This is a genomic window from Rhizobium sp. LjRoot98, from assembly GCF_964252935.1.
GTDB lineage: Bacteria > Pseudomonadota > Alphaproteobacteria > Rhizobiales > Rhizobiaceae > Pararhizobium.
The window spans coordinates 122587-148211 of the sequence record NZ_CAXUPW020000004.1; the positions used below are offsets into that span (position 1 = coordinate 122587).

Consider the following 25625-nt stretch of genomic DNA (forward strand, 5'->3'; position numbering starts at 1 on the left):
TTGCTTGCAATTGCGGGCGTTCTCGGCTATGGACGCGCGTCCGCGCAGACACCCTTGGAGGCAAACGCGGATGAGGCGGTCAAACGTCTCGGTTCATCCTGTCTTTATAAATAAGCGGATGAGCTCTCCAAAAACACCAGAAAGGTTAAGACCATGAGCCACGCATCCTACGAGCTCAAGGCCGAAACGCGCGAACGGGTTGGTAAGGGGTCCTCCCGTGAACTTCGCCGCAACGGTCTTATTCCTGCAGTCATCTATGGTGACAAGCAGGCTCCGATTTCCATCGCCCTCTCTACGAAGGAAGTCACCCAGAAGATTCACGCCGGTGGTTTCATGACCACGATCGCCACGATCGACGTTGGCGGCGAGAAGATCCGCGTCCTGCCGAAGGACTACCAGCTGGATCCGGTCCGTGACTTCACCATGCATGTCGACTTCCTTCGCGTTTCGAAGGACAGCGTCGTTACCGTTGAAGTTCCGGTTCACTTCGTCAACGAAGAAAAGTCCCCGGGCCTCAAGATCGGCGGCGTTTTGAATATCGTTCGCCACGAAGTCGAACTGGTTGTTCCGGCCGACGACATTCCGGAATTCCTGACGGCCGACCTGTCGGGCCTGAAGATCGGCGACGGCATTCACATCTCGAACATCAAGCTTCCGAAGAACGCGTCGCCGGTTATCGCCGACCGCGACTTCACGATTGCGACCATCGCGCAGCCTGCTGGCGGCACGAAGGAAGAAGAAGTTGTAGCCGAGTAAAAATTCCGGCCTGACGGCCAGGATTGAAAGCCCGCTTCACCCCGTGAAGCGGGCTTTTTTGTTGCTTCGCTCGCCTCAAGGTTTTGCCTCCCGCGGCAGTCACCCCAGTTTTCGCCGCAAGGTTTCAGCAACATTTAAGATTTTCGTGATGTGTTGGCGCTGGGGGATTATCCGACTTCAGTGTACGAGAATCCTAATGGGACGTGGAATTGGTGGCGCAACCGGGGGCATCCGATGATGCACTCTGTTGAAAATCGTTTTATTGCGATCGTCTGTGGTGCGATGCTTGTCTTTATCGCTCCGTTGATCGTGTTGTTTCTGGCACTGTCGTCAGAGCGGGTTGCCCGTGAAAGCTTGCAGAACACGCAGGTTCTCATGGAAGCAGGCGCTCAGGCGCTTGGTAAACCCCTCTGGGATTTTGACACGGACGGCGTCGAGCAGATCGCAAAATCGCTGATCGGCGACGCCGCCGTCATGTCGGTGCATGTCAAGGACAGCTCCCAATCGATCTCCATTCGCCTTCCGGAAGGTCCGGTGGATGCCAGCCTGCCGCACAAGGTTCTCACCAGGGAAATCCTTTATAATTCGAACGACGGACAGAAATCCGTCGGCACCCTTGAGATATGGGTCTCCACGCCCGGTCTCCTGTCGCGCTTCAGCAAGGATGAACTGAGCATCTTCTTTATCCTGATCGTCGCGGTCGGTATTGTCTTTGCAGCGGCCATCCTTGGCAACCGCCTGACGGTCATCCGGCCGCTGATGCGGCTGACGGCGGCAATCGAAGCCACAAGAAGGCTCGGTTCGCGCCACCATGTCGACTGGACATCGGACGACGAGATGGGCACGCTCGCGCATAATTTCAACGAGATGCAGAGCAAGCTGGAGCGCGAGGAAACCGAGCTGAAGCTCGCCCATAGCCGCGCTACCGACATCTACAACCTCACCCCATCGATGCTGTTCTCGCTTGATCCGGCCAACTGCCTCACCGCCGTCAGTGACTACTGGCTGACGGCCACGGGCTATGACCGCACCGAGGTTATCGGCCGCGTCTTTACCGATTTCGTCGATGAACACTGGCACGAAACCTATCGGGCCCGCCGCCGCAACGACAATACCACCCATGCCAATATCTGCGAAGTCACCGTCCCGTTCATCAAGGCGAACGGTGAAACCATGACCGTTCTCATTCTGGAGACGAAGAGTGCCACCAGCGGCGAGCGCGGCGGTCTCTCCCTGTCGGTCATGACCGACGTCACGGAACTGAAGCAGGCCGAAAGCCGCAATCATGCGCAGGCGATCACCGATCATCTGACCGGTCTTCTCAACCGCCAGGGCTTCGAAGCGGCGCTCGATGACGGCATCCGCCAGGCCGATGAGAATACGATGCAGCTGGCCTGCATCTTCATCGACCTCGATCGCTTCAAATGGATCAACGACAATTTCGGCCATGCCGCCGGCGACGAAGTATTGCGCCAGGTTGTTGCGCGTATCCGCACCACGCTTCGCCCGGCCGATGCGATGTCACGGCTCGGCGGCGACGAGTTCGCCATCCTGGTCAGCGCCGAGGACGTTGAGGCCCTGGCCAGCGAAATCGGCGACCGCATCGGCGCCAGCCTTCGCCAGCCGATCCTCGTCGAAGGTGCCGAGCTTTCGGTCAGCGCCAGCGTCGGCATCGCCCTTTATCCCGACCACGCGGCAAACGCGGCAGAACTGCTGTTGAAATCCGACATGGCGATGTATGCGCGCAAGCGCGACGGCAAGAACGGCATGCTGCTGTTCGATACCAGCATGCTCGACACCGCCCGCGAACGCCACGAGATGGAACAGAACATCGAAGCCGGGCTCAAGGAAGACTGGTTCGAGGCCTATCTGCAGCCGATCGTCAGCCTCAGCGACGGCCGCATCGCCGGGTTCGAAGCGCTGATGCGCCTGAACCATCCGGAAAAAGGTATCCTCCCGCCGGCCAAGATCATCGGCATCGCCGAGGAAACCGGCTCGATCGCCCGCATCGGCGAACGCGTGCTGGAAAAGGCGATCAGCCACCTCGCGCGGCTGACACAGCTGGAAGGGACCGAGGCGACTTATCTCGCCGTCAACTTCTCGCCACTCCAGTTTGAAGAGACGTTGCCGCACAAACTCGCGGCGCTGCTGCTCAAGCACCATATCTCCCCTGCCCGCATCGTCATCGAGATCACCGAAGCGGTGCTGATGGCCGACAATCCCGATGTGCATGCCGTGTTGAAGCAACTCAGCGAATTCGGCTGCCGGATCGCGCTCGACGATTTCGGCACCGGCTATTCCTCGCTCAGTTATCTCAACCGGTTCCCAGTCGATATCGTCAAAGTCGATCAGTCCTTTACCCGGTCGCTGACAACGGGGACAGCCGACATCCGCCGCAAGAGCCGCATGCTGATCAAGGGCATCCGGACGATCTCGCATCAGATGGGCTGTACCGTTGTTGCCGAAGGCATCGAAACCAAGGAACAATGGGAACTGCTGCGCAAGCTGGGTCTCGACTACGGCCAGGGTTATCTTTTCAGCCGGCCGATGCCGATCGAGAACATGCTGCTGATGCTGGAAATGGAATCCGAAGCAAAGGCGACCAGCCTCGCGTGACAACAATAAAGGAAGAACGGGTATGAGACATATGGCGTTCGCACTCGCTCTCCTTTTCTCGGGCACGGCGAATGCCGAAACATTGAAATTGCTGACGGAAGAGTATCCTCCCTACAATTTCAGCAAAAACGGGGTCATCAGCGGCGCCGCCGTCGAGCAGGCCGAACGGATGATGCAGGCACTTGGCACCCCCTACTCGCTCGAAATTCTTCCCTGGGCACGGGCGCTGTCGCTGACGGAAAACCAGCCGTGGACCTGTCTTTTCACCACCGGTCATGATGACGAACGTGACAAGCGATTCAAATGGGTCGAGCCGCTGCTGATCGATCGTATGGTGATGGTCCGCAAGACAGGCTCGGGCGTCAATCCGGCCAATGCCGAGGAGGCCAAGCGCTTCACCGTCGGTACCCAGCGCGACGATTTTTCGGCCAACTATCTGCACAAGAACGCTTTCCCCAAGGTCGATCTCGCCGCCGACATGGAAACGACGGTAAAGAAGCTCCTGAGCGGCCGCATCGACCTGATGATGACCTCGGAAAAGACCTTCGAAATGATGCGCGACCAGGGTGCAGCACTTGAAAGCGCGCTTGTTCTCGAAGGCAAATTCTATGGCTTTGCCTGCAATCTCGATTTGCCGGATAGCATGGTCACGGCAATGCAGGCACAACTCGACAAACTGATCGCCGACGGCACGCAGGACCAGATCTTCATAAAGTACGGACTGCGCCCCAACCGATAACCCGCATAGCGGCGTTAAGCGCAGGGCCAGACCGGAAAACCGGCCCTTGCACACGCCAGACGGTTGACATCCGGCCGCCAACGCGGTGCAAGACAGTCTGTCCGACTGTTAGAGATACACCCATGCTGATTTTCGCAGGTCTTGGTAATCCAGGCGCCGAATATGCCGGTAACCGCCACAATATCGGCTTCATGGCCGTCGACGCGATCCAGCGGCGTCACGGCTTTTCGCCCTGGTCGAAGAAATTCAAGGCGCTGGTTTCGGAAGGCGAGATCGGCGGCGAACGGGTGCTCCTGATGAAGCCGCAGACCTTCATGAACCTCTCGGGCGAAGCGGTCGGCGAGGCCATGCGCTTCTACAAGCTGGAGCCTAAGGACATTCTGGCAATCTACGACGAACTTGATCTCATTGAGGGCAAGGCCCGGATCAAGACCGGCGGCGGCCACGGTGGCCATAATGGCATCAAGTCGCTCGATGCGCATTGCGGCCGCGAATACCGCCGCCTGCGCCTCGGTATCGGCCATCCTGGTTCGAAGGAGAGAGTGCACGGCCATGTGCTCGGTGATTTCGCCAAGGCCGACAAGGTTTGGCTGGAATCGCTGCTCGATGCGCTGGCTGACAATGCCGACATGCTCGTGAAGGCCGAGGATTCGCAGTTTCTCAACAAGCTGACGCTGGCAACCGGCGGCAAGCCGGAGCCCGTCCAGACTCCAACAAAGCCCGCCACTGGAAAGTCGCATATCCGCCAGGCCCGCAACAGCGCACAGCCAAAAATCCTGCCGACGACCGGCCCGATGGCCGACATGCTCAAGAAGCTGTTCGGCAACAAGGACGAATAGAACCATGCAGACCGGTGATTTCCGTATCCGGCCGGCAACGCCAGACGATCTTCCGGCCCTGCTTTCACTCTATCGACACCTCAACCCGGACGATCCGGAGATGGCGTCGGATATCGCAACCGGGCGCTTCGCCGAGATCATCGCGCAGCCAGGTATGACGCTGCTGATCGGCGTCTCGGACGAGAATTTGACCTCTTCGGTGACGCTGGTGGTGATCCCAAACCTGACCCGCGGCGGCGCGCCCTATGCGTTGATCGAGAACGTCGTCACGCACGCCGAATACCGCAAGCGCGGCCATGCGCGGACTTTGATCACAGATGCCTTCCAGCGGGCCTGGGACGCCGGATGTTACAAAGTCATGTTGCTGACCGGTTCGAAAGAACCGGCGACACTGAGATTCTATGAGGGATGCGGCTTCGTGCAGAACAAGACCGGCTTTCAGATCAGGCGGCCTGCCGGGATTTAGTCCTGCCTACTCCTCCGGCTCCGTCACAAACATCAGCGGAAAGCCCGCCTCCTTGCCCAGATCCGTGGCTTCCTTCGCCTTGCTCTCGGCAATATCCCTGGCACAGACGACAATGACGCACACGCCCATCTTGTGGGCGGTCATCATCATCCGGTAGCCGGTCTCCTCGCTCATGCGGAACACCGCCTTCAGAACCATGATGACGAATTCGCGCGGCGTATAATCGTCATTGACCAGAGTGACCTTGTAGAGCTTCGGCCTTTCCAGCTTTGGCTTGGTCACAGTTTTGGGTTTGAGACTGGTGTCGTTATCCGCCATCGGAAATCCGCCCGTTGGTCACAGGAGTGGAGGAAAGATCCATTGTGCATCGCAAACCGGCTTCAAACAAGATGCACTCGGGCGGCTTCTCCCCTATAAAGCCTGCAAAACCGGTCTGAGGCTTGACCTCGGCCCAAGTTTCCGCAAAAGGCACAGCAACAGAATTCGATCGGACAGGTTTCAAGACCATGGGTTTCAAATGCGGTATCGTCGGACTGCCGAATGTCGGCAAGTCCACTCTTTTCAACGCGCTGACCAAGACGGCGCAGGCGCAGGCGGCAAACTATCCGTTCTGCACCATCGAGCCGAATACCGGAGAAGTGGCTGTGCCGGATCCGCGCATGCGCAAGCTTGCCGATATCGCCAAGTCCAAGGAACTGATCCCGACCCGCATCTCGTTCGTCGATATCGCCGGCCTGGTGCGCGGCGCGTCGAAGGGTGAAGGTCTGGGCAACAAGTTCCTCGCCAATATCCGCGAAGTTGATGCGACGGTACATGTGCTGCGCTGCTTCGAAGACGACGATATCACCCATGTCGAGGGCCGCATCAATCCTGTCGGCGACGCCGAGACGATCGAGACCGAGCTGATGCTCGCCGATCTGGAAAGCCTGGAACGCCGCACCGAGCAGACGCGCAAGCGCGCCGCATCGAAGGACAAGGAATCCCTCAGCTTGCTGCCGGTCATGGATGCGGCTTTGAAGCTGCTGCAGGACGGCAAGCCGGTGCGCACGCTTCTGCCGACACTGGATGCGGAAGAAAAGCTCATCCTGCAGGGTCTCAATCTTTTGACCGCCCACCCGGTTCTCTACGTCTGCAACGTCGCGGAAGCCGATGCTGCAACCGGCAATGCCCATACCAAGGCCGTCGAAGCCATGGCCAAGGCGCAGGGTGCAGAAACCGTCGTTATCTCGGCTGCGATCGAATCCGAAGTGGCGCAGCTGCCGGAAGAAGAATCCAAGGAATTCCTGGAAGCGCTAGGCCTGCATGAAGCCGGTCTCGACCAGCTGATCCGCGCCGGCTACAAGCTGCTCGACCTGATCACTTATTTCACCGTCGGCCCCAAGGAAACGCGCGCCTGGACCATTCCGCGCGGAACCAAGGCACCGGCCGCCGCAGGCGTCATCCACACGGATTTCGAACGCGGCTTCATCCGCGCCTTCACCATTGCCTATGACGATTACATCGCGTTTGGCGGTGAAACCGGCGCCAAGGAAGCTGGCAAGGCGCGCGACGAAGGCAAGGAATATGTCGTTCAGGACGGCGACGTCATCCACTTCCGCTTCAACACCTAAACGGAGCGTGGGGCCGTACGGGCGGCTGCGCTTCCGACAGGAAACTCAAGACACGGCAACGCCGTTCGTTAACTCTAGCGAACGGCGTTGCCGTCTGTAGCGTGTTGCGGCCGCCTTGGCGCTTGCCCTTCAGCCGATCGGCTATATGTTGCCTCGCAATCATTTGAGGAGTTTTCAATGCGCCTGATTCCTGCCCTTCTGCTTTCAACCGCCCTCATCACACAATCAGTGCAGGCCGCGGATATCAGCCATCAGGGTGCGCAGGAACTCGAGCGGAAGTTCACCTCATTCCTCCCGGAAACCCTGGCAAAGACCGGCCTGATCAAGGTGCGGCCCGGCACCGCCGATTACGAGCTGACCTTCGATCCGACCGTGCTTCTGAAAGACATCGATCCGAAAACCTTCAGCATTTCCGGCCTGAAGCCACTGCTTTCGCTGATCCGCCCGATGGACGATGGACTCTGGCATTTCTCCCAGGCCGCTGATCTCGATGTGAAGGGACAGTTCACTACAGGACCCGAAAAAACCGACTTCACCTACAAGATCGACGCGATGCGCGCCGAAGGCATTGTCGATCCCGATCTGTTCTATTTCAAAACCGCCGACATGTCCGCAGATGGCATTTTCATGACGTCGGTGTCACCGCAGCAATCTGTCGAGGCCCGGTTCGGGTCGATGACGTCGACGATGAATTCGACGCGGGCGACGCCGCAGACCATCGACATTCGCGGCAACACGGCGCTGAACGGCTTTACCGAAACGATCATCGATCCCTTAAAGATGAAGGTGGATATTTCCGCCGATACTGTGACAGCGGATGTCGCCGTCAACGGCCTTGCCTACCGGCCGCTGCAGGATCTTGTTTTCTTCGTTTTCGACAATGTGAAGAAGGAAAAGCTGCTGGCAACCGAGCAGGTTCGCTTGAAGTCGCTGATACGCGCCAACCTGCCGATGTTTGAAAACCTTCTGGAATCAATCGAGATCGCCAATTTCAGGATCGCCACGGCCACCGGCACCTATGGTGCGGAAACCCTGCGCTACACCATCGACACCAACGGCCTGAAGGACGATGCGAAAGTCGGCTTCGGCGTCACCATCGACAAACCATCGCTGCCGCCCGGACAGGTGCCGGAAGCCTTTGCCTCGGCGCTTCCCCAAACCGTGACCGCCCGTATTTCGCTGGAAAAGCTCAATCTGGCCAGCGGCATCACCTATCTGATCGACCGCGCCAACTTCGACGCCGACAAGCCGCTGACCGACGAACAGTCGGCCGAGGCCGGTCGCATCTTCCTGCCGGGCGGCGCCATGACGATCCGGTATGACGAGGTCTCGGCCCGCTCCGCCGTCTACGATTTCAGCCTGTCCGGTACGACGACCGTCTATCCGGAACAGCCGGACCGCCAGAACACCGATGTCACCCTCTATGCCAAGGATTTCGACAATACGGTTTCCTACATGCAAAAGAACGCCGCAACCGTGCCGGAATTCGGCCAGGCGGCCTTCATGCTGCTGATGATCAAGGGTTTTGCCAAGCAGACGCCGGATGGCCGTCAGATGTGGAATATTACCGTCGACGAAAGCAAGAAGGTGAAGATCAACGGTCAGGACCTGCCTTTCCAGCCTTGATCCGGCCCGCCACCGTAATCCTGTTTCCATTTCCCAGGACACGTGCGGATGCTAGAACGTCCGTGTTGGAGGATATTCAGCCATGCTTCATTTCGAGGATTTTCCGGTCGGCAAACGGTTCGATTTCAAACCGGTCGTGGTCAAGGCCGAGGAGGTCATCGCCTTTGCATCGGAATTCGACCCGCAGCCGATGCATCTGTCCGAGGAAGGCGGCAGGGCCAGCATTCTCGGCGGATTGGCGGCCTCCGGCTGGCATACCAGCGCGATGATGATGCGGATGCTCTGCGATAGCTACATCCATGAGACGGCGTCAGAGGGGTCTCCCGGCGTCGACAGCATGGAATGGAAGAAAGCGGTGCTTGCCGGCGACACGCTGTCCGGCAGTTGCACCGTCCTTGAGGCGCGTGTCTCGCGCTCAAGGCCCGAGATCGGCATCGTGCGGCTGCGCGCCGTCGTCGTCAACCAGCGGGGCGAGACCGTGGCGATTTGCGACTATGCCAACATGATCCGCTGCCAAAGGGCAGGAGACGCTGCATGAAACTGTCCGACCTCCACCCCGCAGATACGCGCGAAACCATCGGCACGGTGACGTTCAGCCCCGAAGACATCATCCATTTCGCCGAAAAATTCGATCCGCAGCCGTTTCATCTCGATGCGGACTTGGCCAGGCAATCGTTGTTCGGCGGCCTCTGCGCGTCCGGCTGGCACACCTGCGCCGGATGGATGAAATGCTTCGTACCGTACTGGCTGGGTGAAATGAAGCGGCTGGCGGCCGAGGGCCTCGTTGCGCCCAAGCTCGGCCCTTCGCCCGGCTTCAAGGACATGCGCTGGCTGCGGCCGGTCTTCGCCGGCGACACGATCACCTATTTCGTCACGTTCGTTGCGGCAAAGGACCTGGAATCACGGCCGGGATGGCGGATCAACACCATCCTGTGTGAAGGCGAAAACCAGGATGGCCAGCCGGTCATCCGGTTCGAAAGCAAGGTCATCGAGTTCCCTTGAGAACCGTCATCAGACCTTGGCTTGATAGACCGGGTGCAGGTGTGAGGTGATCCCGGCTGGCAGGAGCGAGACGATAGCCCGCCGCAACACCTGCCAGAAAATACCGATCATCAAAACGACGACGCCGACCGCAAGCACGGTGACGGAAAAATAGTCGCTGAAAGCCACCCCGCCCCGCTGCAGGATCGTCCAGATCGCCAGACCGAGCGATACCAGTCCAGAGGTGACAAAGGCGCGCCGATCGATGATCAGGCCGATGCCCATGAAGACGATGACGATCGCAAGCACCGCGGCCGCATCCGCCGGTGATGTTGCGTCTCCCCACCATTCGCTGGAAAAATTGCGCAGGAAGATGAACGACAGCATGGCGTAGAGCAGCGCCGGAGCAGCTGCGAGATGCAGCCAGAATGCCACGTCGGATTTACGGCTTTTGCGGGTTGGATCGGCAACATCATAGGACATTGCCGCTGAAAAGAGGCCCAACGCGCTGATCAGGAACACGCTGGAAACCAGACCTGAATGCTCGGCAAGGGCCTCGGTCGAGCCGTAGGCCTTGGCAATCAGCACAAGCACGATATCCATGGCGAGCAGGAACAGCGCCAGAAGCGTTGCCGCCAGCGCTAAGGGCACCCGGTATCGCCAGTAAAACGCTGCCAGAACAGCAGCAAAGATCGGCAACACCATCAGCCAGTTGATCAGGGTGTCGAGTTCCTCTGGCGCCGCCACCTCGATGACCAGCAGAGCAAACATGCCGGTCCAGTGGAGGAGAGCCACAGTCAGCGCCACGGCGGGCAGCGCAAGACGTTGCCTCCGGATCAGGATCTCGGCCAGGATGATGATGGCAGGCAGGACGGCAAACAGATTGCCGATACCCCAGAGGCCAACGAGCGCCACGACGACGCCGATGGTGATCAGGATATCGTGGAAACCGCGAACGAAACGCGGCTGCTCGCTTTCTTCTGCCAGAAGTGCGTCATCGGCGAGCACCGCCGGACCGGCCACCCGGCGTTCTCCGCCACCGGCTGCCATCTTCGCATCCAGCAAAAACGGCACCAGCTTCTCCGCCTGCGCTGAGGTGATGATTCCCTCATTCGCAGCTGCGCCCAGCGCTTCCTGTATCGACGTCATAGATGGCTCCCGCCGTTTCTTCAGTGGCCGTCGAATTCGATCAGCGTGCGAACCTCGACACCGAGGGCTTCGAGCTTCTTGCGGCCGCGGAGTTCCGGCAGGTCGATGATGAAACAGGCGGCGACGATATCGGCACCCATCTGCTGCAAGAGCTTGGTCGCGCCTTCGGCGGTGCCACCGGTGGCGATCAGGTCATCGACCAGAACCACCTTCTCACCCGGCTTGATGGCATCGCGGTGCATTTCCATCTCGTCGACGCCGTATTCGAGACTATAGGCGATGCGGACGATATCGTGCGGCAGCTTGCCCTTTTTGCGGATCGGAACGAAACCGGCCGACATCTGGTGCGCCATGGCGCCACCCATGATGAAGCCGCGTGCTTCCACGCCCGCAACCTTGTCGATCTTGGTGCCGGCAAAGGGCTGGATCAGCGCATCGATCGCACTACGGAAAGCGCGCGGATTGCCAAGCAGCGTGGTGATATCGCGGAACATGATGCCTGGCTTCGGATAATCCGCGATATTGCGGATCGAAGCGATCAGTTCCTGCTGAAGAGAAGAGCTCATGATGGTGGGCATGCCTTTGCGGACGTCTCAGGGAGACGAAGGCATAACATCAAAGCTCACGTTTTTTATAGTGCTTTCTGTTGGAAACAATTCGGGAGCAGGACCTAGTTTGCCCTGCTCCGCGATATCGGCCTATTGAGCGGTATCAGTGGTCTTGAGTTTCTCCTGCACCTTCTTTGCGACATCAGGATCAGTCTGCGCTGCGGTAATGATCGTCTTGTATTCATCAAGCGACATGTCCGGCGACTTCTCGACCGCATTAATCATCTGCTTGTTGGCCTCGTTCTGAAGTTTCTGCTTGTTCACCGCGTCCTTTTCGGCCCCGATCTTGGCGGCATAATCCTGGCGGACCTTGTCGACCTGCAGATAGGCGACGGCAAAGGCTTCGATCTTTTGATCGCTGATGGCAGCGGGAGCCGTGCCCTGCATCGGCTGGGTCGTCTGTGGTTCGGCTGCACCTTGGGCAAAGGCCGGCGAGTTGATGACGATCAGGCTGAGTGCCGCAGCGGTCAGGGCTGCAACGGGCATGTGGCGAATGGTCATATGCGTGTCCTTCCTTAAGTCAGTCTCAAGACGGTTTTCACCAATCTTTCCGAAAGGGGCTACCCCCGGTGCCAAGGGTTGAGGACAGATCGGGCGACAATGTGACCCTGAAAAGGAAGCTTCAAGGCCATGTCGCGTTCAGAAAACGGGGGCTGCCCGCAATATTGTGAACGCCAAGGAGGCAATCGGCGGAACCATCGGCACCATTTTCGGTTATACTTGCTTAATCCGTCTGGTCTGAACGCCTTCCAGGCGGACTATGCAAACGCAAGGAGGAGCATCATGCGATTGTTTGAATGCGGGACCCTCGTGCCCGGCTGCGAATGGCACACCCACGCCGACAGCGACGCCGAAGTCGTCCGGCGGGCCGTGGAACACATGCGTACGGTGCACGGAGAAACGCTGATTCGCGAAAACATGATCGACAATATTAAGGCGCGCATTGTCGAAGAGGCGAAAGTCGCCTGAACCTCAGCCCTTTCAGACCGTCGATTGCAGCCGGGCAACCAACGTTGCCCGGTCGGCATTGAAATTGCCGTCTACCCATTTCTCCTCAAGCTGGCCAAGAATTTCGCCGACCCGCGGCCCGGCGGGAATGCCGGTGGCCAGAACATCGGCCCCGGTCAGCGGAAACACGGGCTTCTGCCATTTCTCCGACCGCGTCAAAAGCCGTTGCAGCCGTGCCGTCTCAGGTAGCAGCGCCGGATCGTTTTCGGCTTTCTGCCGCACGGAGGCGAGTGAAAGCCGCAGCGACGTTGCTATCCCCTTGTCTCCGTTCCGATACAGCAACCGGTCGAATGCGGTATCGGCAATCTCGGCCGGCAAACGTGGGGCCTTGGTCCAGGCAGTGAAATAGACCGCTTCCGCCTTGGACAACCGCAGCCGCTTAGCCATCGCATCCAACCGCTCGGCGTCAGGCGGGACGATCGATGCCAGCCTGAGCAGCGGATCGGGTTGCCAGCCAAAAGCCTGTTCGGCGGCAATCAGCCCCGGGATCGCATCGATACCCCATTTCTCGCTTTCCGGCAGGATTTCGCTCAACACGCCGGATGTCCGCATCCAAAGCAGCGCCCGGCCCGGATCGCGCGCCGAAAGCAGCTTCTTCAATTCGGACCAGACCCGCTCGGCCGACAGTGTCGATAGTTTCGAGCGCGCCTGGGCGCAGGCGCGAAGGCCGTCGGCATCCGGGCGGCCAGAGCCGTAATGCGCAAAGAAGCGGAAGAACCGCAGCACCCGCAGATAGTCTTCGGCCACTCGCTCGCTGGCATTGCCAATGAAACGGATATTGCGTTTCTCGACATCGGCCAAACCGCCGACGAGGTCGATCACATCGCCCTTCGCATCGGCATAGAGCGCATTGATCGTCAGGTCACGCCGCTCAGCATCCACTGTCCAGTCCGTGCCGAAGGCGACCTCGGCATGACGGCCGTCCGTCTCCACGTCCCGACGCAAGGTCGTGATTTCGTAGGGCTTTCCATCGATGACCAGGGTCACCGTCCCGTGTTCGATCCCGGTCGGTACCGCCTTGATACCCGCAGATTTGGCGCGTGCGACCACCACTTGCGGCAGAAGCGTCGTCGCCATGTCGATATCGGCGACGGCAAGCCCCATCAGGCTGTTGCGAACGGCACCACCGACCACACGCACCTCGCCGCCATCGGCGTTGAGAAGATCGAAAATGCGCGTCAGCGCGGGCGCCGAAAACCATGTTTCAGCGGCAACGGAAGTCATGCATAAAGCCTTTCATACAACATGCGGACAATGCCCGCCGTAATGCCCCAGATATGCTGTTCGCCATAGGGCATGCTGTAAAAATGCCGCTCGGCACCCTTCCAGGTCGCCTGGCCGCGGCCGTGATTATCAGGGTTCATCAGGAAGGACAGCGGTACGTCAAAGACGATGTCAACTTCCGCAGGATTCGGGATGAGGTCGTAACCCGGCTGGACCACGGCCAGAATCGGCGTAATGCGAAAGCCCGACATCGCCATATAATAAGGCAGCCGGCCAACCGTTTCGACAAACCGCCGGTCAAGGCCGATTTCCTCTTCGGTCTCGCGCAGGGCCGCACGCTCCGGCGTATCATCCTGCGGATCGATGGCGCCGCCCGGAAAGGAAACCTGGCCGGAATGCTTGCGCAGTGTCGCCGTGCGCCGGGTGAAGATTACCCGCGCCTCGTCGCCATCGTCGATGACAGGCACGAGAACAGCGGCATCCCTGAGTTTCAGGGTCTCAAGATAGGGAACAGTGTCGGGATTGAGCAGAAAATCGCCATGTTCCCGCCAGGCCTCTTCCGTGGGGCTGCCGGACTGCCGGAGCGCCCGGCGGCGAAAATCATCGGCTGAAAACAACAAATCCGTCATGCCGACAGCGCTTCCAGTTCCTGGGCGGGCATGATGGCAAAGGTGACGCCGCCAGAGCGGATGGCAAACATCGCCGTGCCGTCGATCGCCACCGTCTCGCCGAGCCCCACCAGATCGTACATCACGGCGCGCGACACCAGCGCTTCCAGCCGCCCGCGCACATGCAGATAGGGTTTCAATTCACGGTTCTCGCCATGCACGACGAAACGAAGCGCATGATCCGGGCCGGCCTCGACGACATCGCCGACATTGGTGCGGAAGGTGATGACGGGCACGCCGTCGCGTTCAGTGACGTTCATCTCGACCGCGACAAAAGGTGCATCGGTGATGCGGATGCCCAGTTTTTCCACAGGAGTTACGAGATAGGTCTTGCCGTCCTCGTCCTTGCGCAGAACCGTGGAAAACAGCCGAACCAGAGGCTGCCGGCCGATCGGCGTGCCCATGTAGAACCAGGTTCCATCAGCGCGGATCTCCATGTCGATATCGCCGCAAAACGGCGGATTCCAGCGCTCGACCGGGGGTAATCCCCTGGTCTGGCCGTTCGTCTGCCCGGCCGCGCGGGTGATCAGCGCCGCCAGTCCTGCAGCATCGCCCGCCTGATGTATTTCCGCATCCGCCATCGTTCCGTCCCGTTTGGCCCTATTCTTGCTTTTTATCGAGCACTGCCTCACGAGATAGTGCGTTGCCCCCGTCTTGTCAGCCACCGGGCGGAGCATAGATTGAAAAAGAGAAACGGAAAGCGCGCTTTTCGCGATTCGGCGCCGTTGCCGGCCACTGGAGACAGACAATGGGTGTGATGAAAACGACAGACGGCGCGGTGGACGACAAGGCGATCATCGCTGCGGCAGAAAAGGCGCTGGGCGAGATTGCCCTCATCCGCAAGGAAGTCGGCAAGGTGATCTTCGGTCAGGAGAGCGTTGTTGAACAGACGTTGCTGGCAGTGCTCTCCGGTGGTCATGCGCTCTTGGTCGGCGTTCCCGGCCTTGCCAAGACCAAGCTGGTCTCGACGCTCGGTACCGTGCTCGGCCTCAATTCCAGCCGTATCCAGTTTACTCCTGACCTGATGCCATCCGATATTCTCGGTTCCGAAGTCATGGACCAGGACGACAACGGCCGCCGGTCGTTCCGCTTCGTGCCCGGCCCGATCTTCACCCAGCTTCTGATGGCCGACGAAATCAACCGCGCCAGCCCGCGCACGCAGTCAGCGCTGCTGCAGGCCATGCAGGAGTACCACGTCACCGTCGCTGGTCAGCGCAACGACCTGCCACAGCCCTTCCATGTTCTGGCGACGCAGAACCCGTTGGAACAGGAAGGCACATACCCCCTGCCCGAAGCTCAACTCGACCGCTTCCTGATGCAGGTCGATGTCGGCTACCCGGAGCTTGCGGCCGAACGGCAGATCCTGCTCGAAACCACCGGCACCCATGAATCCGAAGCAGGCGGTGTTATCGATGCCGCCCAGCTCAGGGATATCCAGCAGCTGATCCGGCAGATGCCCGTCAGCGAGAAAGTCGTCGATGCCATCCTGTCGCTGGTGCGCTCGGCCCGTCCCGGCAACGGCAATGCCGCAACCGACAAGAACGTCGCCTGGGGCCCCGGCCCGCGCGCCGGCCAGTCGCTGATGCTGTGCGCCCGCGCCCGCGCTCTTTATGACGGCAGGCTCGCGCCATCGATCGATGACATCATGGCGCTGGCTGAGCCGGTGCTGCAGCACCGGATGGCGCTGACATTCGCAGCCCGGGCGGAAGGCATGTCGGTGCGGGACGTGATTACCGGTCTGGTCAAGCAAGCCAAGGGATAATGAATGGCTGCCATCGGCCAAATCGTCGAACCGACACCCTCTGGAGACGTCCTTTCCCGTGCGCAGAGCCGCGCCCGGCTGATCCCGGACTGCATGGTGGAAGCAAAGCGCATCGCCAATACGGTGATTTCCGGCTGGCACGGCCGCCGCAAGCGCGGAATCGGCGAAAATTTCTGGCAGTTCCGGCCCTATAGCGACGGCGAGAGCCTGTCGCGCATCGACTGGCGCCGCTCGGCCCGCGACGATCATACCTATGTGCGCGACCGCGAATGGGAGGCGGCCCACACCATCTGGCTCTGGGCCGACCTGTCGCCGTCGATGATGTACAAATCAAAGTTCGGTTCGGTCTCCAAGGAAAGCCGCGCGCTGGTGCTGATGCTGGCACTGGCAGAAATCCTTGCCCGTTCCGGCGAGCGGATCGGCTGCCCCGGCGTCATGGAGCCGGTGTCGGCCCGCAATGCCGCCGAACGGCTGGCGACCGCGCTGATGCATACACCGCTTTCGGGTGGCTTGCCGCAGACGGCCATGATCCGTGGCACCAGTGATCTGGTCCTGATCGGCGACTTTCTCGATCCGGCCGACAAAATCATGGCGCGTCTCGGACCGCTTGCCCGGCGCGGCCTGCGTGGCCATGTCATTGAGATTGCCGACCCGGCCGAAGAGAGCTTTCCCTATGCCGGGCGCACCGAATTCACCGATCCGGAGACCGGCGAGAAGCTGACAGCCGGCCGCGCCGAAATCGTTCGCGACGACTATCGCCGCGCCTACATCGCCCGCCGCGACAGCCTCGGCGAAAACCTGCGCCATCTCGGCTGGACGTTCACACCACATCGCACCGATCACCTCGCCTCCGAGGCGCTGGTCGCCGTGCACATGTATCTCTCGGGCATGCCCGGGCGCGCCACCCATGGAGGCCAGTTGTGAGCTTCCTGCCGTTCATCTTCGCCAATCCGCTAATGCTCGCAGCCCTGGTTGCCCTGCCGGCGATCTGGTGGCTCTTGCGCATGACACCGCCCAAACCGGTGGTGGAGGTGTTTCCACCATTGCGCATTCTCGCCAGCGTCCTGAAGCGTGAAGAAACGCCGTCGAAAAGCCCGTGGTGGCTGACGCTGCTGCGCATGCTGATGGCCGCCGCCATCATCCTCGCCATCGCCGACCCGGTATTCAATCCGCGCACGAACACGCTTTCGGGCAACGGCCCGCTGGCGCTGGTAATCGACAACAGCTGGGCAACATCGAGTGACTGGCAGCGCCGCGTCGAAACCGCCGAAGCGTTGATCGGCGATGCGGAAGCGAAAGACCTGCCGGTCGCCGTCGTCTTCACTGCCGACCAGGACCACAATGCCGTACCCGGATCTGCCTTGACCGCGCGCAACCGCCTTGCTGCAGCAACACCGCAACCGCTGCGGCCGGACAGGCAAACAGCCGTCAATGCATTAAGGACAGCGCTCAACGGCACCACGCCCGGCACATTGGCCTTCCTTTCGGATGGCATCGAGGCCGATGATAGTCAGGTGATGGCGGAACTGGCGGCACTCGCACCGGCCAATTTGCGGTTGATCGAGGGCAGCAACGATCACGCCGTGGCGATCAGCAATTCCGCCAATGATGCCGAATCGATGGTGGTCAGCGCCACTCGCCTCGATACGGCCGGCGCCCGGACCCTGCCCGTCACCGCCTATGACACACGCGGCCGGGCGATCGCCAACGGCTCTGTCGCTTTTTCTGCCGGAGAAGGTCTTGCCAAGGCGACGCTTGCCGCCCCCTTCGAACTGCGGAATGATTTTGCGCGCGTCGGCATCGATGGATTGGCAACCGCCGGCGGCACGTTCCTGCTCGATGACGGCTTCCGCCGCCGCCGGGTGGCACTGCTCAGCGGCGAAGCCCGCGACCAGTCGCAGCCGCTACTTTCGCCGCTCTACTATATCAACCGGGCGCTAGCGCCCTATGCCGACCTGATCCAGCCGAACGAAGCCGACATGGCGGTTTCGATCCCCGAGCTTCTTGCACAGAAGCCGTCGATGCTGATCATGGCCGATATCGGCCGCCTGCCGGAAGAGACGTACGCGCCGATCACCAAATGGATCGAAAACGGCGGTACGCTGGTGCGGTTTGCCGGTCCGCGTCTGGCCGCTGCCCCTGCCGACGATCCACTGGTGCCGGTGACGCTGCGGCAAGGTGAACGCGCGCTTGGCGGCGCGCTTTCCTGGTCCGAACCGCAACCGCTGGCCGACTATCCGGCGCTCAGCCCCTTTGCCGGCATGCCAAGGCCGGAAGGCATTCTCGTCAAACGGCAGGTGCTTGCCGAGCCGACCGCAGACCTGTCCTCGCGGACCTGGGCAAGCCTTGCCGACGGCACGCCGCTGGTGACAACAAAAACGCAAGGGACCGGCCGCATCATTCTCTTCCATGTCAGTGCCGAGGCGACCTGGTCGAACCTGCCGATATCAGGCGATTTCGTCGAAATGCTTCGCCGCAGTGTCCAGCTGTCGCGGAGCGGCGGCGTTGCAAGCGAAGGTGCGGTAAAGGGCCAGACGTTGGCACCGTATCGCCTCTTGAACGCCGACGGCGTGCTGATCAGCGAAACCGGCAAGGCACGGCCGCTGGAAGTTACCGCTGGAAGCACCCCTGTTTCCAGCGTCGAGCATCCGCCTGGTCTCTATGGTTCGGAAGAAGGATTTACCGCGCTAAACCTTTTGCCCCGCGATAGCCAGTTGAAGCCGATCGACAAGGCAGGCTTGTCTATTCCCTACACCACGGAACCGCTCATCGGTGCCGAGGCCTGGTCGCTGAAACCATCGCTGTTTGCTGCAGCGCTCATCCTGCTGCTGATCGATTCCGCCATCGTGCTGTTCATGGGCGGCGCCTTTGCCCGCCTGAGAATGCCAGCGTCGGCGGCAATCGTTCTGGTACTCGCGGCAGGCACGCTGGTCGCCACGCCTGGCCAGTCCTTTGCCGACGACAGCAAGCCGGGGGACGACATCATCCTGCGGCAACTGGACAAGACCCACCTCGCCTATGTCATCACCGGTGAAGCCGATGTCGACCGGCTTTCCGAGCGCGGCCTGGCTGGCCTGACCGATTTCCTCACCTATCGCACGACGCTCGAACCCGGCCCGCCGATCGGTCTCGACATTGCCTCGGACGAACTGGCATTCTATTCGCTGATCTACTGGCCGGTATCGGCCAACGCGCCGATGCCGAGCCCTGCGGCGATCAGCCGGATCGATGCCTATATGCGCTCGGGCGGCACCGTGCTGTTCGATACGCGCGATCAGTTTTCATCGCTGTCATCCGGTTCCGGCACAAGCCCCAATTCCGAGCGGCTGCAGGCGATCCTTGCCGATCTCGATATCCCGCCGCTGGAACCGGTTCCGGCCGACAACGTGCTGACCAAGTCGTTCTACCTGCTGTCGAATTTTCCCGGCCGCTACAATGGCAGCCCGCTGTGGATAGAGGCGCAACCGGACAATGGCTCGCAGCCGACCGGCAGGCCGGCCCGCTCCGGCGACGGCGTCTCCCCGATCATGATCACCGGCAATGATTTTGCCGGCGCCTGGGCAATCGACAGCAACGGCATGCCGCTTTTGCCGACCGTGCCACCGGACGAGCAGCAACGCGAACTCGCCTTCCGCTCAGGCGTCAACATCATGATGTATATGCTGACCGGCAACTACAAGGCCGATCAAGTGCATATCCCTGCTCTGCTCGAACGGCTAGGCCAGTGAGGGCAAGCTTATGACACTCGACTTCCAGCCCCTGATTCCATGGCCTTTCATCGCCGTGCTGGCGCTCGCCGCAGTCCTGTTGTCGGTACTCGGCTTCTGGCGCGGTGTCCGCGGCGCTGCCTTCCGCACAGCCGCACTCGCAGCCTTGATCCTAGCCGTCGCCAATCCGGTATTCTTTCAGGAGGAACGCGAACCGCTCTCAACCATCGTCGGCGTCGTCATCGACCGCAGCCAGAGTCAGGACAACGCGGACCGCCGCGCCATGACCGATGAAGCGCTGGCGACCCTGAAGCAACGGCTGGCCAAATTCCCGCAGATCGAAGCGCGTATCGTCGAGGCCGCTGATGACGAGAACACCGAAACGCCCTCGACCAAACTGTTCACAGCCCTGCAGACGGCCCTTGCCGACGTGCCGCCTGCCCGCGTCGGGGGGGCAATCTTCATCACCGACGGTCAGATCCACGATGTTCCCGACATCAACCAGCCGCTTGGCTTTGATGCCCCGGTCCACGGCCTGATTACCGGCAAGCCGGATGAATTCGACCGGCGCGTCGAGATCGTCAGCGGCCCGCGCTTTGGCATTGTCGGCGAAGAGCAGAAGGTGACGTTCCGTATCGCCGATGACGGCGCAGCACCCGGCGGCACGGCGGAAGTGACGATCAGCCTCAATGGCAACGAGATCGCCACGGAAATGGCCGAGCCTGGCACCGATGTGCCTTTCGCTTTCACCGTGCCGCGTGGCGGCAACAATATCCTCGAGTTTTCCGTCGCCCCGGTCGCCGGTGAAGTGACGGAAGCCAACAATCGTGCGGTCCACGTCATCGACGGCATCCGTGAAAATCTGCGTGTGCTCTTAGTTTCCGGTGAACCGCATTCGGGCGAGCGGGCATGGCGCAATCTGCTGAAATCCGATGCCGCCGTCGATCTCGTCCACTTCACCATTTTACGGCCGCCGGAAAAACAGGACGGCACTCCGATCAACGAATTGTCGCTGATCGCGTTTCCGACCCGCGAACTGTTCGTCGACAAGATCAACGAATTCGATCTGATCATCTTCGATCGCTACCAGCATCGCGGCGTGCTGCCGATCCTCTACTATGACAACATCGCCCAATATGTTGAGAACGGCGGCGCCCTCCTGATTGCCGCTGGCCCTGAACACGCCGGCGATGACTCGATTGCGACGACGCCACTATCGACTGTGCTGCCCGCAAGTCCGACCGGCTTCATGAACGAGAAAGCCTTCTATCCGCGGCTGTCGGACGAGGGAAAGAAACATCCGGTTACCCGTGGCCTGGAAGGCGCCGACAGCGAGCCGCCGCATTGGGGCCGCTGGTTCCGTACGGTGGATGTCGACAAGCCGCTCGGTCAAACCGTCATGCAGGCGGCCGACGGCAAGCCGCTCCTGGTCCTGAACCGTGTTGGCAAGGGCCGTGTCGCCATGCTGCTCTCTGATCAGGGCTGGCTCTGGGCGCGCGGCTTCGAAGGCGGCGGCCCGAGTGTTTCGCTCTATCGCCGCACGGCTCATTGGCTGATGCAGGAACCGGCGTTGGAAGAAGAAGCGCTGACGGCGCATGCGAGCGGCCGCACCCTCGAAATCGCCCGCCAGACCATTGCCGGCGATCCGGGGCCGGCGACGCTGACCTACCCTTCCGGCAAGACCGAAGAGATTACGCTCAACGAAGGCGAACCCGGTCTCTACAAGGCCAGCGTCCGCACCGCTGAGACCGGTCTGTTCGAAGTCACCAACGGCGAACTCAATACGCTGGTGCATGTCGGCAGCGTCGATGCGCCGGAGTTCAAGGCGACGATTTCGACGACTGAAACGTTGGCCCCCTGGGCGGAAAAAACAAAGGGGCTGGTGCAGCGTCTTGCCAATGCCGAGGGGCCGGTCGATGTGCCGCAGATTCTGCCCGTCCGCGGCACCGTCCGCGTTGCCGATGCACAGCGGATGTCGCTGCGCATGACCGATGAGACCGTGCTGAAGGGCATCAATTCGCTGTCGCTGTTCGCCGGATTCCTCGGCTTGGCGGCTCTGCTGTTCGTCCTCTCGGCCACCTGGCATCGCGAGGGGCGGTGAATTTATTGGCGGTGCAGGCAATCCATCGTGGCCTATTCCTTCCCTGATGCAAGACAATTGCCGAATTATCGGCAACGGCCCCTCATCCGGCCTGTCGGCCACCTTCTACCCGTGAACGGGGAGAAGGGACAAGCGGAAAACTCCATCATTCCCTCTCCCCGCTCGCGGGGAGAGGGTTAGGGTGAGGGGCGGAAGCGTCGATAGCGCTTGATGTTCTCCGATATCTCCCGACAGCGACGCCCCTTAAAGCCTCTTCCTAATCGGATCGAATTCCGCCCCCGGTTTACGCTTCACCGAGTCAGGCTTGCCCTGATCGATCGCTTCCCAGTACTTCCAGTTGACCTTCTGCGCGCCAAGCTCGTAATCCATGCCATCCCAGCTGTCCTCGCGAAAGCTGTAGAAGGCCCAGTGCAGCTTGTTGTCGTCGAGCGAGGTCAGGACATCCTCGAGATACGTCTTGCACCCTTCCCAGCGGCGCATGCAGCCGAACTCGCCTGCCACTATGCGGTTGCGCGGTACGTTGTGGCTGTCGGCCCAGTCGACAGGAAGCTTGAGATAGGCGGCGACCCGCTCGCGGTCCCAGGCTTCTTCCGTCTCGCCAAACGGCACCTTGCCCGGATAGGCATAGGGCTTGTCGCGCTTCATGTTCGGCGCGCTGGTGGCGGCGTAGGGCTCGTACATGTGGAAGCTATAGAGAACCTTGCCATCGGTGAGCGGCTTTGGCCAATAGCTGAACGCATCGGCTGCAGCATACCAGCCGGCATCCGCCATGATCGGGGTTGAGGGATCAACCTCGCGGATGGCTTTGATCATCGTCTCGTAAAAGGCCGGCAAGTCGCGGGCAGTCTCGGCCTGCTTCGCATACCAGGCCTTCATCGCGTCGGCACCGCCATGCTCGGCCACGCCATTGTTCTTTTCCGGCGCTGGTTCGTTGATGATGTTGTAGGCAGCCACGCCCGGGTGATCCTTGAGGGCCGTGGCGATGTCCTTCCAGAAGGCTGCGGATTGCGCCCACCAGGCCTTATCCTGCCATAAACGACCGTCAAACGTGTTCCCGTTGTTCTGCGCCCAGCGCATGCCCGGCAGCGACAAAGGCGTGATGACGATCCTCAGGCCCGCCTTGTCGGCGCGATCGAGTGTTGCCTTCAGCGTCGCAAGGTCCTTTGCCGGAATGCCCTCATACTTGTCGGCATCGCCAATCAGGAAGTCGCGTTTTTGAGGCTTCCATTTGTCATAGGACAGCCGCACCCAGGTGGCGCCATAGCCTTTCAGAGCATCGAAATAGGCCTGGTCCGGAGGCAGCCGGTTGAAGCTGTTGCCGCCATGCTGCGGTTTGTCCCAGAACTGGATGAGATCGGCAGAAGACGCCGAGGTGGCAAGAAGAAGCGAGGCGAAGACCGCGGGTAGCAGACGCATCAAAAATATCCCGGTTGCGATGGCCGGGATATTCGCAGTCACTATGGCGGAATTGGGAATGGGCAGCATTGTCCGCTGACAATCCCCTGCGGGGAAATCAGGCCCGCCAGTGAATGTCGCCCTTCAGGCCCTCATGAACGCCCTCGGTCATCGGCACGACCAGCACGCGGTTCGGATCGACCGGTCCCGGAAACGTCAGCGCGCCATAGGCGACCTTCTCGAAACCGAGCGGCTGGTAGTAGGGAGGATCGCCGACGAGGATGACACATTCCGAACCCTTGCGCCGCGCCGCCTCGACCGCAATACGGACCAGCTCGCGGCCGATACCCCGGTTCTTGTGCGACGGACGAACAGCCAAAGGACCCAGCAGATGGCCCTTGATCGAACCCGCCATCACCGGGGTCATCCGCACCGAGGCGATCGTCTCGCCATCGTCGGCGCAGAAAAAAGACAGGGATAGATCATGCGGCCCCTGCTCGCGGATGCGGGCGGCAGCACGCGCAAACCGGCCAGGGCCAAATGCTTCTTCATTGATGATTTCGATGGCTGCGTCGTGGGAAGCGTCTTCAGTGAGATAGACGAGGTCGTGCTTTTTCATGAACATCGGGAAACCGGGCATACGAGACAAAAATATGATGGCTTCGCCCTCAAGGGCGTTTGCAGCATCAGCGTCGTCGTGGGCTTCCCGGGAAAAACATCAATCTTGATCCGTGTTCAGAAAAATTCTGTCTGGCCGGATAGCAGAAAAATGCGTCGTGTCAAAGCCTAAAACGCACTGTTCAGTTTTTACGGACTATATGAGCGGGTTTGATGCGCTATCTATGGATCATGAATTCACAGACAAGCGGCGATACAGCCGCCAGGAGATAGTCAATGGGCATGCTGATTGATGGCGTCTGGCAGGACGTCTGGTACGACACGAAGGAAACCAAGGGACATTTCAAGCGGGCGGCATCGCAGTTCCGCAACTGGATCACCGCCGACGGCTCGGCCGGTCCGACAGGCGAAGGTGGCTTCAAGGCCGAGGCTGGGCGTTACCATCTCTACGTTTCGCTCGCCTGTCCGTGGGCGCACCGCACGCTGATCTTCCGCAAGCTGAAGAAGCTCGAAGACCTGATCACTGTCTCGATCGTCGATCCGTTGATGTTGTCGAAGGGTTGGGAGTTCAAGAACGAGATCGGCGGCACCGTCGATCACCTGTTTGGCTCCGAAGCGCTCTGGCAGGTCTATGCCAAGGCAGATCCACATTACTCGGGCCGCGTTACCGTGCCGGTGCTGTGGGACAAGCAGCAGAACAAGATGGTTTCCAACGAATCCGCTGAAATCATCCGCATGTTCAACTCGGCCTTCGACGGATTGACGGGTTCGACCGAGGACTTCTATCCGCAGGATCTGCGCGGCGAGATCGACGCCCTCAACGAGCATATCTATGGCGCCGTCAACAACGGCGTCTACAAGGCGGGTTTCGCGACCTCACAGGATGCCTATGCGGAAAGTGTCACGACGGTATTCGAGGTGCTGGACGAACTGGAAGCGCGCCTGTCGATCCGGCGTTACCTGAGCGGTGCACGTATCACCGAGGCTGATTGGCGGCTGTTCACAACGCTGGTGCGCTTCGATCCGGTCTATGTCGGGCACTTCAAGTGCAACATCCGCCGCATCGCCGATTACCCCAACCTGCAAGGCTATCTGCAGGATCTCTATCAGGTGGCCGGTGTCGCCGAAACGGTCAACATGCGCCACATCAAGGAGCATTATTACCGCAGCCACACCATGATCAATCCGACCGGCATTGTGCCCGCTGGGCCAGTCCTTGCTCTTGACGCGCCACATGGCCGTGAAAAACTGGCTGCCTGATCTACCAGACTTCGGCTGGCGGAACACTGTCTAAGAGTTCCGCCAGACGCCTGCGCGTTGCAGGCGTCGTTGCCGCCGGCAGAGCATCCAGCGCGAAGAAGCCGCTCTCGACAATTTCCATGTCCGGCTTCTTCGGCGAAACCTGCCGGACATTGCGGCAGCGATAGAAGATCACATGGTCACGATTGCTAGTCTGCCGGTTGAAATAGACATGGAAGAGTTCAGGCGGGCCGCTCATTTCGAGATTTCCCTCCTCGCGCAATTCCTTGACCAGTGCCTGTAAGGCCGTCTCGCCCCGCTCGACACCGCCGCCAGGCATATGCCAGCCGGGCACATAGGAATGCCGGACCAGGAAAACCCGGCCTTCGGCATCGAAACAGGCAGCCCGCACGCCCATCGTCATGCCCCGCGCGACCGCAAAATAGCTGTGAGCCAGGCGGGTGATCAGCCTTGCTCTCCAACTGCGCATTTCCCGCGGCCTCGCGTTCATTC

At 60.5% G+C, this 25625-nt stretch carries 25 protein-coding genes; 15 read left to right on the plus strand and 10 right to left on the minus strand.

Translation table 11 applies throughout. From position 1 onward, the window contains the following. The first annotated feature begins 153 nt into the window (after positions 1 to 153). The 5 genes from ACSQ3J_RS14950 to ACSQ3J_RS14970 all read left to right on the plus strand — a co-directional run bounded on the left by ACSQ3J_RS14950 (position 154) and on the right by ACSQ3J_RS14970 (position 5416). Positions 154 to 756, plus strand: a complete 603-nt coding sequence (locus tag ACSQ3J_RS14950) for a 50S ribosomal protein L25/general stress protein Ctc (protein ID WP_060505742.1) — start codon at positions 154 to 156, stop codon at positions 754 to 756. Between the two features lie 234 nt (positions 757 to 990). After that, entirely contained in the window at positions 991 to 3372 is a 2382-nt protein-coding gene (locus ACSQ3J_RS14955; protein WP_436039406.1) for an EAL domain-containing protein, read from the plus strand. Positions 3373 to 3394: 22 nt separating this feature from the next. Then, positions 3395 to 4111 (plus strand): substrate-binding periplasmic protein, encoded by a 717-nt coding sequence (locus ACSQ3J_RS14960; RefSeq protein WP_060505744.1) that lies wholly within the window; start codon positions 3395 to 3397, stop codon positions 4109 to 4111. Positions 4112 to 4233: 122 nt separating this feature from the next. Continuing rightward, positions 4234 to 4950, plus strand: a complete 717-nt coding sequence (pth, locus tag ACSQ3J_RS14965) for an aminoacyl-tRNA hydrolase (protein ID WP_436039408.1) — start codon at positions 4234 to 4236, stop codon at positions 4948 to 4950. Between the two features lie 4 nt (positions 4951 to 4954). Further along, entirely contained in the window at positions 4955 to 5416 is a 462-nt protein-coding gene (locus ACSQ3J_RS14970) for an N-acetyltransferase family protein (protein WP_436039410.1), read from the plus strand. A 6-nt stretch (positions 5417 to 5422) separates the two neighbouring features. Here the strand turns inward: ACSQ3J_RS14970 and clpS are convergent, their stop codons facing one another. After that, complete coding sequence (gene clpS, locus ACSQ3J_RS14975) at positions 5423 to 5734, minus strand: ATP-dependent Clp protease adapter ClpS (protein ID WP_060505747.1); 312 nt, start codon at positions 5732 to 5734, stop codon at positions 5423 to 5425. Positions 5735 to 5922: 188 nt separating this feature from the next. Here clpS and ychF point away from each other — a divergent pair, with 188 nt between their 5' ends. From ychF to ACSQ3J_RS14995, 4 genes are all read left to right on the plus strand, one after another. Next, a complete protein-coding gene (gene ychF, locus ACSQ3J_RS14980) occupies positions 5923 to 7026 on the plus strand; it encodes a redox-regulated ATPase YchF (RefSeq protein WP_060506055.1) in 1104 nt (367 codons plus the stop codon). Positions 7027 to 7203: 177 nt separating this feature from the next. Further along, positions 7204 to 8652: a hypothetical protein gene (locus tag ACSQ3J_RS14985; protein WP_436039413.1), complete on the plus strand. Its 1449-nt coding sequence runs from the start codon at positions 7204 to 7206 to the stop codon at positions 8650 to 8652. Between the two features lie 82 nt (positions 8653 to 8734). After that, complete coding sequence (locus tag ACSQ3J_RS14990; protein WP_436039415.1) at positions 8735 to 9190, plus strand: MaoC family dehydratase; 456 nt, start codon at positions 8735 to 8737, stop codon at positions 9188 to 9190. Continuing rightward, positions 9187 to 9654 carry a MaoC family dehydratase gene (locus tag ACSQ3J_RS14995; protein ID WP_436039417.1) on the plus strand — a complete coding sequence of 156 codons (468 nt, stop codon included), beginning with the start codon at positions 9187 to 9189 and terminating at the stop codon, positions 9652 to 9654. Before ACSQ3J_RS14990 ends, ACSQ3J_RS14995 begins: the two co-directional genes overlap by 4 nt. Positions 9655 to 9663: 9 nt before the next feature. Here the strand turns inward: ACSQ3J_RS14995 and ACSQ3J_RS15000 are convergent, their stop codons facing one another. From ACSQ3J_RS15000 to ACSQ3J_RS15010, 3 genes are all read right to left on the minus strand, one after another. Beyond that, positions 9664 to 10782 (minus strand): hypothetical protein, encoded by a 1119-nt coding sequence (locus tag ACSQ3J_RS15000; RefSeq protein ID WP_436039419.1) that lies wholly within the window; start codon positions 10780 to 10782, stop codon positions 9664 to 9666. A gap of 20 nt (positions 10783 to 10802) precedes the next feature. After that, positions 10803 to 11348: an adenine phosphoribosyltransferase gene (locus tag ACSQ3J_RS15005; RefSeq protein WP_436039421.1), complete on the minus strand. Its 546-nt coding sequence runs from the start codon at positions 11346 to 11348 to the stop codon at positions 10803 to 10805. A 132-nt stretch (positions 11349 to 11480) separates the two neighbouring features. Continuing rightward, positions 11481 to 11891 (minus strand): DUF4168 domain-containing protein, encoded by a 411-nt coding sequence (locus ACSQ3J_RS15010; protein WP_060505752.1) that lies wholly within the window; start codon positions 11889 to 11891, stop codon positions 11481 to 11483. Between the two features lie 282 nt (positions 11892 to 12173). On the opposite strand from ACSQ3J_RS15010, the gene ACSQ3J_RS15015 reads away from it, so the two are divergent. Continuing rightward, positions 12174 to 12359 carry a DUF1059 domain-containing protein gene (locus ACSQ3J_RS15015; protein WP_060505753.1) on the plus strand — a complete coding sequence of 62 codons (186 nt, stop codon included), beginning with the start codon at positions 12174 to 12176 and terminating at the stop codon, positions 12357 to 12359. A gap of 12 nt (positions 12360 to 12371) precedes the next feature. Here ACSQ3J_RS15015 and ACSQ3J_RS15020 read toward each other — a convergent pair whose 3' ends face one another. Genes ACSQ3J_RS15020 through ACSQ3J_RS15030 form a run of 3 tightly spaced genes read right to left on the minus strand, consistent with a single transcriptional unit; the run spans position 12372 to position 14871 of the window. Further along, entirely contained in the window at positions 12372 to 13622 is a 1251-nt protein-coding gene (locus ACSQ3J_RS15020) for a CCA tRNA nucleotidyltransferase (protein WP_060505754.1), read from the minus strand. Then, positions 13619 to 14251 (minus strand): CoA pyrophosphatase, encoded by a 633-nt coding sequence (locus tag ACSQ3J_RS15025; protein WP_060505755.1) that lies wholly within the window; start codon positions 14249 to 14251, stop codon positions 13619 to 13621. Before ACSQ3J_RS15025 ends, ACSQ3J_RS15020 begins: the two co-directional genes overlap by 4 nt. Continuing rightward, positions 14248 to 14871, minus strand: coding sequence for a DUF1285 domain-containing protein (locus tag ACSQ3J_RS15030; protein WP_060505756.1), 624 nt, complete (start codon positions 14869 to 14871; stop codon positions 14248 to 14250). Before ACSQ3J_RS15030 ends, ACSQ3J_RS15025 begins: the two co-directional genes overlap by 4 nt. A 167-nt stretch (positions 14872 to 15038) precedes the next feature. On the opposite strand from ACSQ3J_RS15030, the gene ACSQ3J_RS15035 reads away from it, so the two are divergent. The 4 genes from ACSQ3J_RS15035 to ACSQ3J_RS15050 are packed head-to-tail and all read left to right on the plus strand — an operon-like array spanning position 15039 to position 21860. After that, on the plus strand, positions 15039 to 16052 hold the full coding sequence (locus ACSQ3J_RS15035) for an AAA family ATPase (RefSeq protein WP_436039425.1): 1014 nt from the start codon (positions 15039 to 15041) through the stop codon (positions 16050 to 16052). A gap of 3 nt (positions 16053 to 16055) precedes the next feature. Further along, positions 16056 to 16976 carry a DUF58 domain-containing protein gene (locus tag ACSQ3J_RS15040; RefSeq protein ID WP_060505758.1) on the plus strand — a complete coding sequence of 307 codons (921 nt, stop codon included), beginning with the start codon at positions 16056 to 16058 and terminating at the stop codon, positions 16974 to 16976. Then, positions 16973 to 19780, plus strand: coding sequence for a DUF4159 domain-containing protein (locus tag ACSQ3J_RS15045; protein WP_060505759.1), 2808 nt, complete (start codon positions 16973 to 16975; stop codon positions 19778 to 19780). The genes ACSQ3J_RS15040 and ACSQ3J_RS15045 overlap by 4 nt, the downstream gene beginning before the upstream one ends. Before the next feature lie 10 nt (positions 19781 to 19790). Beyond that, on the plus strand, positions 19791 to 21860 hold the full coding sequence (locus tag ACSQ3J_RS15050; protein ID WP_060505760.1) for a hypothetical protein: 2070 nt from the start codon (positions 19791 to 19793) through the stop codon (positions 21858 to 21860). A gap of 243 nt (positions 21861 to 22103) precedes the next feature. Here the strand turns inward: ACSQ3J_RS15050 and ACSQ3J_RS15055 are convergent, their stop codons facing one another. Then, a complete protein-coding gene (locus ACSQ3J_RS15055) occupies positions 22104 to 23276 on the minus strand; it encodes a glycoside hydrolase family 5 protein (RefSeq protein WP_060506057.1) in 1173 nt (390 codons plus the stop codon). 97 nt (positions 23277 to 23373) lie between these two features. After that, the gene (locus ACSQ3J_RS15060; protein WP_436039428.1) at positions 23374 to 23874 is read right to left on the minus strand and encodes a GNAT family N-acetyltransferase; all 501 of its coding nucleotides are present in this window, start codon (positions 23872 to 23874) and stop codon (positions 23374 to 23376) included. A 275-nt stretch (positions 23875 to 24149) separates the two neighbouring features. On the opposite strand from ACSQ3J_RS15060, the gene ACSQ3J_RS15065 reads away from it, so the two are divergent. Further along, complete coding sequence (locus tag ACSQ3J_RS15065) at positions 24150 to 25133, plus strand: glutathione S-transferase family protein (RefSeq protein ID WP_060505761.1); 984 nt, start codon at positions 24150 to 24152, stop codon at positions 25131 to 25133. Between the two features lies 1 nt (position 25134). On the opposite strand, the gene ACSQ3J_RS15070 is transcribed toward ACSQ3J_RS15065, so the two are convergent. After that, positions 25135 to 25623, minus strand: a complete 489-nt coding sequence (locus tag ACSQ3J_RS15070; protein ID WP_060505762.1) for an NUDIX domain-containing protein — start codon at positions 25621 to 25623, stop codon at positions 25135 to 25137. Positions 25624 to 25625: the final 2 nt, after the last annotated feature.

Coding starts and splice junctions, on each gene's coding strand:
- ACSQ3J_RS14950 (WP_060505742.1), top strand. CDS start 154: ATGAGCCACGCATCCTACGAGCTCAAGGCCGAAACGCGCGAACGGGTT.
- ACSQ3J_RS14955 (WP_436039406.1), top strand. CDS start 991: ATGATGCACTCTGTTGAAAATCGTTTTATTGCGATCGTCTGTGGTGCG.
- ACSQ3J_RS14960 (WP_060505744.1), top strand. CDS start 3,395: ATGAGACATATGGCGTTCGCACTCGCTCTCCTTTTCTCGGGCACGGCG.
- pth (WP_436039408.1), top strand. CDS start 4,234: ATGCTGATTTTCGCAGGTCTTGGTAATCCAGGCGCCGAATATGCCGGT.
- ACSQ3J_RS14970 (WP_436039410.1), top strand. CDS start 4,955: ATGCAGACCGGTGATTTCCGTATCCGGCCGGCAACGCCAGACGATCTT.
- clpS (WP_060505747.1), bottom strand. CDS start 5,734: ATGGCGGATAACGACACCAGTCTCAAACCCAAAACTGTGACCAAGCCA.
- ychF (WP_060506055.1), top strand. CDS start 5,923: ATGGGTTTCAAATGCGGTATCGTCGGACTGCCGAATGTCGGCAAGTCC.
- ACSQ3J_RS14985 (WP_436039413.1), top strand. CDS start 7,204: ATGCGCCTGATTCCTGCCCTTCTGCTTTCAACCGCCCTCATCACACAA.
- ACSQ3J_RS14990 (WP_436039415.1), top strand. CDS start 8,735: ATGCTTCATTTCGAGGATTTTCCGGTCGGCAAACGGTTCGATTTCAAA.
- ACSQ3J_RS14995 (WP_436039417.1), top strand. CDS start 9,187: ATGAAACTGTCCGACCTCCACCCCGCAGATACGCGCGAAACCATCGGC.
- ACSQ3J_RS15000 (WP_436039419.1), bottom strand. CDS start 10,782: ATGACGTCGATACAGGAAGCGCTGGGCGCAGCTGCGAATGAGGGAATC.
- ACSQ3J_RS15005 (WP_436039421.1), bottom strand. CDS start 11,348: ATGAGCTCTTCTCTTCAGCAGGAACTGATCGCTTCGATCCGCAATATC.
- ACSQ3J_RS15010 (WP_060505752.1), bottom strand. CDS start 11,891: ATGACCATTCGCCACATGCCCGTTGCAGCCCTGACCGCTGCGGCACTC.
- ACSQ3J_RS15015 (WP_060505753.1), top strand. CDS start 12,174: ATGCGATTGTTTGAATGCGGGACCCTCGTGCCCGGCTGCGAATGGCAC.
- ACSQ3J_RS15020 (WP_060505754.1), bottom strand. CDS start 13,622: ATGACTTCCGTTGCCGCTGAAACATGGTTTTCGGCGCCCGCGCTGACG.
- ACSQ3J_RS15025 (WP_060505755.1), bottom strand. CDS start 14,251: ATGACGGATTTGTTGTTTTCAGCCGATGATTTTCGCCGCCGGGCGCTC.
- ACSQ3J_RS15030 (WP_060505756.1), bottom strand. CDS start 14,871: ATGGCGGATGCGGAAATACATCAGGCGGGCGATGCTGCAGGACTGGCG.
- ACSQ3J_RS15035 (WP_436039425.1), top strand. CDS start 15,039: ATGGGTGTGATGAAAACGACAGACGGCGCGGTGGACGACAAGGCGATC.
- ACSQ3J_RS15040 (WP_060505758.1), top strand. CDS start 16,056: ATGGCTGCCATCGGCCAAATCGTCGAACCGACACCCTCTGGAGACGTC.
- ACSQ3J_RS15050 (WP_060505760.1), top strand. CDS start 19,791: ATGACACTCGACTTCCAGCCCCTGATTCCATGGCCTTTCATCGCCGTG.
- ACSQ3J_RS15055 (WP_060506057.1), bottom strand. CDS start 23,276: ATGCGTCTGCTACCCGCGGTCTTCGCCTCGCTTCTTCTTGCCACCTCG.
- ACSQ3J_RS15060 (WP_436039428.1), bottom strand. CDS start 23,874: ATGAAAAAGCACGACCTCGTCTATCTCACTGAAGACGCTTCCCACGAC.
- ACSQ3J_RS15065 (WP_060505761.1), top strand. CDS start 24,150: ATGGGCATGCTGATTGATGGCGTCTGGCAGGACGTCTGGTACGACACG.
- ACSQ3J_RS15070 (WP_060505762.1), bottom strand. CDS start 25,623: ATGAACGCGAGGCCGCGGGAAATGCGCAGTTGGAGAGCAAGGCTGATC.